The organism is Catellatospora sp. NPDC049111 (assembly GCF_040648615.1).
GTDB lineage: Bacteria > Actinomycetota > Actinomycetes > Mycobacteriales > Micromonosporaceae > Catellatospora > Catellatospora aurea.
This window is the reverse complement of sequence record NZ_JBEZEB010000066.1, coordinates 24,903-36,096: the sequence shown is the minus strand read 5'-3', so window position 1 is coordinate 36,096 and position 11,194 is coordinate 24,903. Positions and strand designations below refer to the sequence as shown.

Here is an 11,194-nt window from a genome sequence, read left to right as displayed (position 1 = left end):
TCACCCGCTGGGCGGGCGGCGTTATCCCTGGCGGCCCCGGGTCTTGTTCGCGTTTTCGGTTAAGACCGGGGGGTCCGGCCGCTGGTTCTGACCCGAAACGGCGATCATCGCTCGCCGGATCGCGGGGCCTGTCCGACGACCAGCCGCGCCCGGGTCAGCAGATGGACCGCGACCAGCGGGAGCACCCCCGCCGGATACCAGAGCATGTCCAGCGGGTCGTACGCGACGCCTAGCGCCAGCCGGGCCAGCAGGCTGTGCTCCGACAGGTACGCGGGCAGGCCGGTCAGCTGCGACAGCTCGACCAGCCAGCAGAACGTGATCGCCACCGCCCCCGCGAGCAGGGGAGTGGTGCGCGGCCGCAGGACGAACACCCCGGCATAGATCATCGAGGCGTAGAGCGCGGTGCCGGAGTGCTGCTCCAGCGGCCCGTCCGCGAGCGCCCGGATGAGCAGGGCGATCACCAGGACGGCGATCGCCGCGGCGAGCGCGTGCAGGCGGCGGGTCCAGTCGGTGCGGAGCATCCGCTGATGGTACGGAGCCGGCCCGGCCTCGCCGGTGGTGAGACTGTGAAGATCGGGTGATGTCGGGGTGACCCGGCGCGCGCCGACGGTCCGGAGCCGACCGCGCGGACCCGCCGCTCCGGTCGCGGACGGCCCGCCGCCGCGGTCCGGTGGCACCCGGACGCGGCGGCGGGAGATTCGGGGTCACGCCAGGCGGCGGATCTCACCGAAGGCGCGGTAGAAGCCGCCCCGGCTGGCCTGGCGCACCTCGGACACGACGTAGCGCGCGCCGGCCTCGCGGATGCCCTTGGGGAACTGCACCTGCCACGACTGCTGGAAGCCCTCGGACACCACACGCACCCGCAGCCGGCCGCTCTCCTCGAAGCACTCCAGCACGACGCCGTCGGCGCCCGCCTCGGCGGAGACGACCTCGACCGTGGTGGACGGGGCCACCGCCTCGACGTGTGCGGCCTTCACGTCGACGACGACCGGCACGGTGCCCTGCTCGGCCGCCCGGATCGCCGACTCGGTGGCGTCGATGCAGGCCAGCGAGCCGTCCGTGGTCACGATGTAGAGCCGCTCGTCGTGGTACTGCATCGAGTACGCCGAGCCGCAGCCGGTGCCGAGCTTCCACAGGCGGTTGCCGGAGCTGTCGAAGCAGTACACCGAGGAGCTGCTGTCACCGGCGAAGACGTACGCCCCGTCGGGGCTGGTCGCGCAGGAGAACACGGGGGCGTCGCACTGGTACTCCCGGCGCGGCGAGCCGTCCTTGCCCAGCTCGACGACCTTGCGGGTGGACGTGCCGGCGTACAGCGTGTGCTGTTCCTGCCAGCCGAACAGCACCGCGCCGGTGCTGCGGGTCCACAGCTGCTCGCCGGTGCGCCAGTCGTAGCTGGTCACGCCGCCGGAATGGCCGTGGTGCACGGCGTCGGCGTCGCAGCGGACCATCCAGCCCGAAGAGCCCTGGCTCTTGCGCCGCCACAGGAACTCGTCCTCATGGTCGATCGCGGCCACGCCGCCGCCCGCGTCCGACACGCCGAGCACGCCGTCGTGGATGTCGAGCCAGTAGATGTCGATGTCGGGGGCGATCCGGTAGGCCAGGCGCGGCACCTTGCCGGACAGGTCGTACACGTTGCCGTCGTCGCAGCCGGCGTAGAGCCAGGCGTCGTCGGCGACGATGCACTTGACCCCGTCGGGCAGCTTGAACTGCTGCACCACCTCGGCGCTGTGTGACAGCGTGGTGATCACACCGGCCTCGTTGCCGACCATGCAGACCTTGCTGTCGACGAAGATGCCGAACGCGGACGTGCCCGAGCGGTAGCGCCACAGCACCGGCGCGGTCTTCGCCGTCGAGCGGGTGCTGACGATGGTGCGCCGCGACACCGCGCGCTTGGCCCGCGCGCCCTGCACTGCGGGGGCGTACCCCTTGCGTACCTTCTCGCCGATCTTCTTCGCCGCGGCGGCACGGGCCTTGGCGTTGTCGGCGAACGTGCTCTTCGTCGTGGCTCCGGCGTCGCCGATCCGGCCATAGCGGATGGTCAGCTCGGTGTCGTCGACGACGACCTCGTAGAACTTGTGCGAGCCGCCGTCGGCTTCGGACAGTTCGAGGTAGGTGGTCTCAGCGGCCATGGGGGAAGGGGCCTTCTCTCGCGGAGGGGAACGCTTCGGCCACACCGTATCCGCCGCCCCCGACAGCGTGCCGCGCGGCAAACCAAGATCGGCCGATGGGCCGATCCGCTACCGCGAGAGCTTGTCTACGCTGCGACGCAATCGATGAACGGGGTGACAATGCGGGGACGTCTGACGGCCGGCACCATGCTGGCCGCACTGCTGCTGAACGTCGCGCTGGCCGGGTGCGGCTCCGGGCTGCCGGACGGCGCGGACGGGGAGCTGGCCGACGACTGGGTGCCGATGGCTCAGGTCAAGGCAGTCTTGCCGGAGGTGGGCAGCTGCTTCGACAGCCGGCCGGCGCCCTCCGTGAACAGCTTCGTCAAGCCCGTGCCGTGCGGCGACAAGCACCTCGCGGAGGTCGGCCACGTCGGCACGTTCACGGGTGACACCGAACCCGGTACGGAGCAGCTCGCGGCCGCGTACGCGGAGTGCGACACCAAGACCGCGGACTACCTCGGCGGCCCGTGGTGGCGGTGGCGGCTCCAGTTGCACCTGACCATCCCGATGTCGCGCGCGTGGGACGGCGGGGCGCGCTGGTTCCGCTGCGACCTGGTCGAGGTGAGTGCGGCTAACTACGACGAGGCCTGGACGGAACGCACCGGCAGCCTCAAGGGCGACAAACCGGCGGCGCTGCTGCTCGGCTGCGCCAACGCCGTGTCGAAGGACGACCGCATCGACTCGATGACCGAGGCCTCCTGCTCCAGCGCGCACAACGCCGAGTACATCGGCTTCTTCCGGGCGCCCCGCACGCTGCCCTACCCGGAGTCGGACCGGCAGTGGTTCGCGCTGTACCGGCAGTGCAGCGAGCTGGCCGCCGGCTACGTCGGGGTCAGCACGTCGCAGTGGTTCCGGCTGTCCACCATCGCCTGGCCGGCCTACCCGGAGGCGTGGGCGGCCGGCGACCGCCGAGTCCGGTGCGTGGTGTACTTCGGCACCAAGAAGATCAAGAAGACCGCCAAGGGCACCAAGGGCAAGGGCCTGCCGGGCTTCTGAGGCCGTGCGCGGCGGCCCGCACGGGCCGCCGCGACCGCGGAGCGTGATGTCAGCCACGGTCGGCGGCGGTCCCGGCCGCGGCCAGGGATGATCGTGGACATGACTCCGGCGGCAGTGCTCTTCGACATGGACGGGACCCTGTTCGACAGCGAGCCGCTGTGGGACCTGGCCATCGAGGAGCTGGCCCGCGAGTACGGTGCGGAGATCTCGGTCGAGGTCCGGCTGGCGATGGTCGGCCGCTCCGTCGACGAGTCGATGCTGCTGTTCCACGAGGGCATCGGCCAGCCCTGGCGCGACGCCGCCGTCAGCGCGGCCTGGATCTACGACCGGGTCGTCGGGCTGTTCGCGACGGAACTGGTGTGGCGGCCCGGCGCGCAGGAACTGCTGCACGAGGTGCGCGCCGCGGGCCTGCCCACCGCCCTGGTGACCTCCACCAGCCGTCGGGCCGTGGAGGTCGCCCTCGACACGCTCGGCCGGCACAACTTCGACGCCGTGATCTGCGGCGACGAGGTCGCGTTCACCAAGCCGCACCCGGACCCGTACCTGCGCGCGGCGAAGCTGCTGAACGTCGAGCCCGCCGACTGCCTGGTCATCGAGGACTCGCCCACCGGTGTGGCCAGCGCCCTGGCCGCCGGCACCCGGGTGATCGGCGTCCCCAACGCGGTCACCCTCAAGCCGATGACCGGCCTCACCCTGCTCCCCACCCTGGCCGGCGTCACCCTCGCCGCCCTGGCCGCGTCACCGGCCCAGGCTCGCTGACGGCGCGGCGGCGGAGCGCGCCGCTATCGGATGAGGTCCGGGGCGGCGGGGCGCACGTTCACCGGGCCGGCGGGCTGCCGGTCCGCCGTGACCGCGGGGGGCACGTTCACCGCCGGGTCGGCGGGCTGCCGTTCCGCCGTGACCGCGGTCGCTTCCGCGAGAGTGCGCAGCCACGCGCAGCGTCGGCGAGCCCGTCGGTCGGTGCGGGTCCACCACTGAGCGTCGATCTCGCGCCCGTTCGGCAGTACGTGCGGCCGCGACGGGCCGTCGTGGGCGAAGCCGCATCCGGCCAGCCACCGCATGCTCGCCGTGTTGGCGACCTCGCAGGCGGCGGCCAGCGTCGCGATGCCGAAATGGCGATGCGCCAGTCGGCATGCGGCGGTCATGGCCTGCCGGCCGTAACCCTTGCCGCGGTGATCGAGGTGGACGTTGCCGCCGATCTGGTGTGCGCCGCCATCGGTCGCCGTGATCGACACTCCGGCGACGGGGAGCCGGGTGGCGCGTTCCACGGCGGTGAAGTACAGCATCTCGACCACGGGCGTCAGTGCGCCGGTCGGGTCCGTGGGCGGCCGGGCCAGCGCCCGCGCGGGTGCCGGCGGCTCCTCCTCGGGCCACCAGCCCTGCCAGTGCCGGGCCCGCTCGTCGGCCTGGAAGAACACGTGGTGTGCCAGGTCGTCGGCGCGTGAGCTGATCACCCACAACCGGCGCGTCGTCACGACGTGCAGGCCGGTCCTGCGGCACAACGCGGTAGTGCGGTCGAACACGGTCGGCTCCCGGGGGCGTGGGGAGCTCGATCATGCCGCAACGGGCACCGGTTCGGGGTCCCGGGCGGCTGGCGGACGTGGCACATTGGTCGGCTGTGAGCGCTGACAAGGACTGGTATGACTGGCACGGGCCGTACGCCGATCCGGGGTCGCCGCTGTCGCGGAGACTGCGGCTGGTGCAGGTGCACGTGGACAGATGGCTGGACGAGCGCCCGGAGCCCTTGCTGACGGTGGTCAGCGCGTGCGCCGGCCAGGGGCGTGACCTGCTCGGCGTGCTCGCGCGGCGGCCCGACGCGGCCCGGGTGCGGGCGACGCTGATCGAGTACGACCCGCGCAACGCGGCGGCGGCGCGGGCCGAGGCCGAGCGCCTCGGTGTGGCGGTCACGGTGAACTGCGCCGATGCCGGGCTGCCGGAGTCCTATGCCGGTGCCGTCCCGGCCGACCTGCTGCTGTTCGCCGGGGTCTTCGGCAACATCGGTGACGCCGACGTCCGGCGTACCGTCGCCGCACTGCCGCGGTTGTGCTCGCCTGCCGCCACCGTCATCTGGACCAGGACCCGCCGCGCGCCCGACCTGACCCCGTCGATCCGGACCTGGTTCGCCGAGGCGGGCTTCGCCGAGACGGCCTTTCACGCCCCCGAGGACGTGCTGTTCTCGGTCGGCGTGCACCGGCTCACCGCTCCGCCGCCCGCCACGCCCCCCGACCGCCCCCTCTTCCGCTTCACCTGACCGGCCGCCCCCCTCCTCTGTGTTGATCATGAAGTTAGGGTAGCGACACGCCGTCGAACACTGCCATAAGTTCATGATCAACGCGGAGAACGGGCGGCGGCCCGGTCCCAGGGGGAGCGGGCCGCCGGTGGTGGGGTGGGTCAGTTGGTGGTGAGGCTGCCGTCGGAGGAGAAGACCATGCCGAGGGTGGCCTTGCCGGTGGTCACCGCGGTCTTGGTCTGCGGGCCGCCGGTGTCGGCCTGCTGGAACGAGCCGAAGGTGATGCCGTAGGTCTTCTCCAGGCCGGGCTGGCAGAAGGCGCGCTGCGGGCACTCCGGCGGACCGGCGAGCACCGACGCCTGGCCGGAGCACTTGGCCGCGAAGTCGGACAGGGTCTTCAGCTGGTGCTGGTCGGCGAACGCCTTGGTCACCGCGTACGCGTTCTGGTCGGCGGCGGCCGAGGGTGTGCCCACGGTCAGTCCGGCCTTGGTGGCCAGCTCCTTCAGGGCCGCCACGGTCGCGGTGACGTCACCGCTGGCCTTGGGGGCGGCGTCCTTGCCGTTCTGCTTCTGGTTGAGGAACTCGGTGAGGGTCGCCGCGTACTCCGGGAACACCGTCAGCTCGCCCTTCTCCAGGGCCGCCTCGTACAGTTCGCGGTTGCCGGAGACCTGCACGGTGGCCTGGAAGCCGGCCGCGTTCAGGGCGATCTTGTACAGCTCGGCGAGGGTCTTGCTCTCCGGGAAGTTCGCCGCGCCGACCACGACCGGGCCGGACCCGCCGGACAGGCCGGTGGCCAGCCCCGCCTGCGCCGCGAACTCCTGCGCCGCGACCTCGGAGGTCTTGCGCTCGACCTCGACGGCCTTGTTCAGTGCGATCAACTTCGGGGTGTCCAGCGCCGCCCCGACCTTGTCGACGGCTGCCAGCAGCGCGGGAGTGGACCGCTTGGCGTTGGCGACCGCGATGACGTTGTCGGCGTTCTGCAGGTGCTTGTCGTCGGCCAGGACCACGAGCTGGTCGCCGGCCACCGGCGCGCAGCCGGCGCCCGAGGCGGTCGCGGGGGCCTCGGTGCCCGAGGAGCCTGCCTGCCCGCAGCCGGTCAGCGCGAACGCCGCCGCGGCGACACCGGCCAGCAGGAGGACGGACGCCCTCCGGGTGTGCGTTGCCATATTCAGCCTTCCGTCGTCTTCACTGCGAATGATGCGCAAAGGTCTTTCTTACTCCGTACCTGAGACATCCTTGCGATGAATTCGTGAACCGTGCTCGGCCTACCCGGGTCCGACAGTTCGCAAACCGTTCACAAACGCAGGTCAGCCGCTCCTCGTGACCGCCCCGGCGTGACCGACGTCATGCCGGGACGCCGCGGGCCTACGCTGACCGCCTGCTCAGGAGCCGGCGGGCAGCGCGTCGGCGGCCGAGGCCGGTGGGCGGTGCCTGACGCGGCGCAGCGACTTGGGCAGCAGCGCCTTCTCGGCCAGGGCGAGCAGGCCCTCGACGGTCAGGCAGAGCAGCGCCACCAGCAGGCCGCCGGCCAGCACCTGGCCGCCACCCGCGGTCAGGCCCAGCCCGAAGCCCCGGCTGATGATCATGCCGAGGCCGCCGCCGTTGACGTACGCGGCCAGCGTCGCCGTGGCCAGCACCTGCACCGCGGCCACCCGGAACCCGTTGGCCAGGTACGGCACCGCCAGGGGCAGTTCGACCTTGCGCAGCAGCTGCCAGCCGGACAGGCCCATGCCCCGGCCCGCGTCGCGCACCTCCGGATCGACCTCGCGCAGGCCCAGGTAGGCGTTGGCCAGCAGCGGCGGGATCGCGAACAGCGACAGCGCCAGGATGATCGCGGGCGGGCCGAAGCCGATCACGGTGAGCGGGAAGATGGTGAGCAGGGCCACCGTCGGCACGGCACGGCTGAGGTTGGTCACCGTCACCACCGCCGGGCCGCCCCGGCCGACGTGCCCCATCCACACGCCCAGCGGCCAGGCCACCGCGCAGCCCAGGGCCACCGCCGCCGCGGAGATCCACAGGTGCTCCACCGTGCGGGAGATGATCCCGTCGGGGTTGGTCCAGTTCAGCGGGTCGTTGAGCCAGAGGATCGCGTCCTCGATCACGCTCATGCCGTCTCCTCGCTACGCTCGTCGGCGGCATAGGCGGTGCCTTCTGATTCGCTCGCGCGGCGCTCGCTCATGCGGCCCTCCGGCGGGTCCACGGCATGATGGCGCGGCCGACGGCGAGCAGGAGCAGGTCGAGCACCAGGGCGAGGGCCACGCAGAGCAGCGTCGCGGTCATGATCTGCGGGCGGTAGAAGTTGCTGTTGAAGCCCCCGATGATCAGCTCGCCGAGGCCGCCCCAGCCGGCGATCTCGCCGACCGTGACCAGCGCGACTGTCGAGACCGTGGCGATGCGCAGGCCGGTCATGATGCCGGGCAGCGCCAGGGGCAGCTCGATGCGCCACAGCATGGCGCGCTTGCCGTAGCCCATGCCGCGGGCGCTGTCGAGCACGTCGGCGGGCACCTGACGCAACGCGGTCAGCGTATTGCGCACGATGGTGAGCAGCGCGTACATCGTCAGTCCGATCAGCACCGTGGTCGGGGCGACGATGCCGGTGAACGGCGCGAGGAACGCGAACAGCGCCAGCGAGGGGATGGTGTAGAGCACACCGGTGAAGCCCAGGATCGGCCCGGCCAGCGAACCGACGCGGTATGCCAGGACCGCCAGCGGGATCGCGATCACCGTCGCCAGCACCACAGCGACTATGGTCAGGTAGAGGTGTTCGCGCAGCGCGGCGAGCAGGGTGTCGGCGTTCTGGCTGACGTAGCTCCACGAGAACCAGGGGTTACGCGGATCGTCGCCCGGTGCGCCCCAGACGAGCACAGCGTCGTTGACCTTGGAGGGCATAGGTGAACCGTACCGCTGCGGTGTCGATCAGGCTGGACGGCGTACGCAAGCAGTACGACGACGGCACGGTCGCGGTGCGGGAGCTGAGTCTGGAGCTGCCCGCCGGTGAGCTGACCGTGCTGGTCGGGCCGTCGGGCTGCGGCAAGTCCACCATCCTGCGGATGGTCAACCGGCTCATCGAGCCGTCGGCCGGGCGGATGTGGCTGGGCGAGGACGAGATCACCGCGGTGGACCCGATCGCGCTGCGCCGGCGCATCGGATACGTCATCCAGAACGTGGGACTGTTCCCGCACCAGACCGTACGCGACAACGTCGGCACCGTGCCGAAGCTGCTCGGCTGGCCCAAGGCGCAGGTCGCCGAACGCACCGCGGAACTGCTGGACCTGGTCGGCCTGGACCCGGCCCGCTACGCGAACCGCTACCCGCACGAGCTGTCGGGCGGGCAGCGCCAGCGCGTCGGGGTGGCCCGCGCGCTGGCCGCCGACCCGGTGGTGCTGCTGATGGACGAGCCCTTCTCGGCCGTCGACCCGATCGTGCGCGGGCGGCTGCAGGACGAGTTCCTGCGGCTGCAGCAGACCGTCCGCAAGACCATCGTGTTCGTGACGCACGACGTGGACGAGGCCGTACGCCTCGGCGACCGCATCGCGGTGCTGTCCGAGGGCGGCCGGCTGGAGCAGTTCGCGCCCCCGGCGGAGTTGCTGGCCAAGCCCGCGAACACGTTCGTCGCCGAGTTCGTCGGCGCGGACCGCGGCATCAAGCTGCTGGCCGTGACCCCGATCCCGCGCGAAGGCCTGCGCCCGCTGCCGGACGGAGACCATGCGGGTCAGCAGGCCCCGTCGGTGCCGGCGGACGGCACCCTGCGCGACGCGCTCGCCGCGCTCCTGGAGGGCGACACCGGCTGGGTCGTGGTCCGCGACGGCCTCGACCCCCTCGGCATCCTCACCCCCGAGGACGTCTACGCGGTCCTGCGCCGCTGAGCATCCCCGCCGCCCGCGACGCGCACTTCGGCGCTCGCGGTCACACACGGCTGCCGGTCGGTTCCCAGCCGGCCGCTGTCAGCCTCGCACCGTCCGAGTCCGGCCTACGCGGGGTTCGGTGAGGGCGTTCGCCTCACCAAGGTCATTGGACTTGCCTGGCACCTGTGGGAAAGCGGGCTCAAGATACGCACAGGTGCCAGGCAAGTCGAACGATCGTGGCGGGCCGAACGATCATGGCCGGGTCGGTGGGCCGAACCAGGTGGTGAGGGCGGTGGTCAGGCCGGTCGGGTCGTCCGGGGTGGGACCGGCCCAGACGACGTAGCCGTCGGGGCGGATCAGCAGGGCCGGGGGAGTGCCGGGGTCGCGTGGCGCCGCCCGGACCAGGTCGACGCGGTCGCGCCAGGGGGCCAGCGCGGTGGCCAGGGTCGAGCCGCCGGTCAGGTCGAGCAGGATCGCTCGTGCGCCGTGTTGCAGCGACGCGAGCCGGACCCGCCGGCCGTCGTGCATCAAGCGCAGGTCGGGGGCCATCCTGCCGAGCAGCGGATGACCACCACCCATCGGGTACGGCAGATCCAGTCCCGCGACGGCGTCGGCGACCTCGCGCAGGAACCCGGGTTCGCGCAGGCGTGCCGCGTACCGCTCGCGTTCGGCGGTCACCTCGTCGCCGGGAGCCATCAGCTCCGCCTGCTCGCGGGTGCGGTCCAGAGCCCGCCGGGCCTGCGGCACGCGCTCGGCGGCATAGCTGTCCAACAGCGCGTCCGGGGCCTGGCCATGCAGCACCAGGGCCAGCTTCCAGGCCAGGTTGACCACGTCCTGCAGGCCGAGATTCAGGTTGGACCCGCCGAATCCGGCGAAGACGTGCGCGGCGTCGCCCGCCACGAACACCCGGCCCGCGCGGTAGGGGTCGGCCAGCCGGTTGTTGCGCTCGGTGAGCCTGCGCAGGATCCACGGCCGGCCGTCGGCGGGCGGATCGGCCACCGGGACGTCCGCGCCGACCACCCGGGACAGGCTCGCCCGCGCCTCGCCGACCGACATGGCGGCCTGTTCGCTGGGCGCTTCGGCGTCCCACTCGTGGGTGCTCAGCACGTGCACCCCCGGAATGAACGAGGCGAACGAGAACGCCCCGTACGCCGTGCGGTGCAGCCGGTACGGCCGGTAGACCGTGCCGTCAGCGGCGCGCAGCGCGCCGGCGGGCGTCAGCGCGGTCCGGGGCAGCACCACGTGCGCCATGCGGATCACGACCTCGCGGCTGGTCTCGCCGGGGAAGCCGATCCCGGCGGCCTTGCGCACGGCGCTGTGCGACCCGTCGCAGCCCACGAGGTACGCCGCCCGCAGCCGGTACGGCCCGTCCGGGCCGTCGACCTCCACGGTGACGCCGTCGCCGTCCTGGACCAGCCCGGTGAACGTGTGTCCACGCCGGACGTCCGCGCCCAGCGCGAGGGCGTGCCGTTCGAACACCTCCTCCATCCGCCGCTGCGGCACCGCGAGCACGTGCAGCGGGTTGGCCTCGCGCAGGCGGCGCAGGTCGAGCCGGAACCCGGCGTGCGAGAAGACGCGCACGGGGCGGGGCCGGTCGCCGTACGCCCCGGTGAACCAGCGCTGGACCAACGCCTTTGGCCCACTGCTGTGGCGGGCCAGGGCACGGTAGAGGCCCCGCCGGTAGAGCACGGTCACCACCTGGCCGACCAGCCCGTTGGCCCGCGGCACCGGGTCGGGCTCGGCGCGCTGTTCCAGCACCACCACGCGTACGCCGCCCAGCCGCAGCTCGGCGGCGAGCAGCAGCCCCGTCGGGCCGCCCCCGGAGATCACCACGTCGACGTCCACCGCCCGCCTCCTCTCGTTCGTTGTGTCAACCGTAGTTGACACAACGCGAGAGCGTCAACCTGGGTTGACACCGTTTCTGGATCTAGATGATTTGTGGTCACCCTGGCGAC

11 protein-coding genes are annotated in these 11,194 nt (G+C 72.2%); 4 read left to right on the top strand and 7 right to left on the bottom strand.

Annotation, left to right across the window (positions count from 1 at the left end; genetic code table 11):
- Positions 1 to 104: 104 nt before the first annotated feature.
- Positions 105 to 521 carry a DUF2809 domain-containing protein gene (locus AB0B66_RS42000; protein WP_360540936.1) on the bottom strand — a complete coding sequence of 139 codons (417 nt, stop codon included), beginning with the start codon at positions 519 to 521 and terminating at the stop codon, positions 105 to 107.
- Between the two features lie 183 nt (positions 522 to 704).
- Positions 705 to 2,129, bottom strand: coding sequence for a WGR domain-containing protein (locus AB0B66_RS41995; RefSeq protein ID WP_360540934.1), 1,425 nt, complete (start codon positions 2,127 to 2,129; stop codon positions 705 to 707).
- Positions 2,130 to 2,288: 159 nt separating this feature from the next.
- Here AB0B66_RS41995 and AB0B66_RS41990 point away from each other — a divergent pair, with 159 nt between their 5' ends.
- Positions 2,289 to 3,164 (top strand): septum formation family protein, encoded by an 876-nt coding sequence (locus tag AB0B66_RS41990; protein ID WP_360540932.1) that lies wholly within the window; start codon positions 2,289 to 2,291, stop codon positions 3,162 to 3,164.
- Between the two features lie 114 nt (positions 3,165 to 3,278).
- Positions 3,279 to 3,923, top strand: a complete 645-nt coding sequence (locus tag AB0B66_RS41985; RefSeq protein WP_360540940.1) for an HAD family phosphatase — start codon at positions 3,279 to 3,281, stop codon at positions 3,921 to 3,923.
- A gap of 23 nt (positions 3,924 to 3,946) precedes the next feature.
- On the opposite strand, the gene AB0B66_RS41980 is transcribed toward AB0B66_RS41985, so the two are convergent.
- Positions 3,947 to 4,687: a GNAT family protein gene (locus AB0B66_RS41980; RefSeq protein ID WP_360540930.1), complete on the bottom strand. Its 741-nt coding sequence runs from the start codon at positions 4,685 to 4,687 to the stop codon at positions 3,947 to 3,949.
- Positions 4,688 to 4,782: 95 nt separating this feature from the next.
- On the opposite strand from AB0B66_RS41980, the gene AB0B66_RS41975 reads away from it, so the two are divergent.
- Positions 4,783 to 5,415, top strand: a complete 633-nt coding sequence (locus AB0B66_RS41975; RefSeq protein ID WP_360540928.1) for an SAM-dependent methyltransferase — start codon at positions 4,783 to 4,785, stop codon at positions 5,413 to 5,415.
- 140 nt (positions 5,416 to 5,555) lie between these two features.
- Here AB0B66_RS41975 and AB0B66_RS41970 read toward each other — a convergent pair whose 3' ends face one another.
- The 3 genes from AB0B66_RS41970 to AB0B66_RS41960 form a co-directional block, all read right to left on the bottom strand.
- Complete coding sequence (locus AB0B66_RS41970; protein WP_360540926.1) at positions 5,556 to 6,560, bottom strand: glycine betaine ABC transporter substrate-binding protein; 1,005 nt, start codon at positions 6,558 to 6,560, stop codon at positions 5,556 to 5,558.
- A 216-nt stretch (positions 6,561 to 6,776) separates the two neighbouring features.
- Positions 6,777 to 7,502, bottom strand: coding sequence for an ABC transporter permease (locus AB0B66_RS41965; RefSeq protein ID WP_360540924.1), 726 nt, complete (start codon positions 7,500 to 7,502; stop codon positions 6,777 to 6,779).
- A 67-nt stretch (positions 7,503 to 7,569) separates the two neighbouring features.
- Entirely contained in the window at positions 7,570 to 8,283 is a 714-nt protein-coding gene (locus AB0B66_RS41960) for an ABC transporter permease (protein WP_360540922.1), read from the bottom strand.
- Between the two features lie 2 nt (positions 8,284 to 8,285).
- On the opposite strand from AB0B66_RS41960, the gene AB0B66_RS41955 reads away from it, so the two are divergent.
- Positions 8,286 to 9,260: an ATP-binding cassette domain-containing protein gene (locus tag AB0B66_RS41955; RefSeq protein WP_360540920.1), complete on the top strand. Its 975-nt coding sequence runs from the start codon at positions 8,286 to 8,288 to the stop codon at positions 9,258 to 9,260.
- Between the two features lie 231 nt (positions 9,261 to 9,491).
- Here AB0B66_RS41955 and AB0B66_RS41950 read toward each other — a convergent pair whose 3' ends face one another.
- Complete coding sequence (locus tag AB0B66_RS41950) at positions 9,492 to 11,084, bottom strand: FAD-dependent monooxygenase (RefSeq protein WP_360540918.1); 1,593 nt, start codon at positions 11,082 to 11,084, stop codon at positions 9,492 to 9,494.
- Between the last annotated feature and the right edge of the window lie 110 nt (positions 11,085 to 11,194).

Coding starts and splice junctions, on each gene's coding strand:
- AB0B66_RS41965 (WP_360540924.1), bottom strand. CDS start 7,502: ATGAGCGTGATCGAGGACGCGATCCTCTGGCTCAACGACCCGCTGAAC.
- AB0B66_RS42000 (WP_360540936.1), bottom strand. CDS start 521: ATGCTCCGCACCGACTGGACCCGCCGCCTGCACGCGCTCGCCGCGGCG.
- AB0B66_RS41970 (WP_360540926.1), bottom strand. CDS start 6,560: ATGGCAACGCACACCCGGAGGGCGTCCGTCCTCCTGCTGGCCGGTGTC.
- AB0B66_RS41995 (WP_360540934.1), bottom strand. CDS start 2,129: ATGGCCGCTGAGACCACCTACCTCGAACTGTCCGAAGCCGACGGCGGC.
- AB0B66_RS41960 (WP_360540922.1), bottom strand. CDS start 8,283: ATGCCCTCCAAGGTCAACGACGCTGTGCTCGTCTGGGGCGCACCGGGC.
- AB0B66_RS41990 (WP_360540932.1), top strand. CDS start 2,289: ATGCGGGGACGTCTGACGGCCGGCACCATGCTGGCCGCACTGCTGCTG.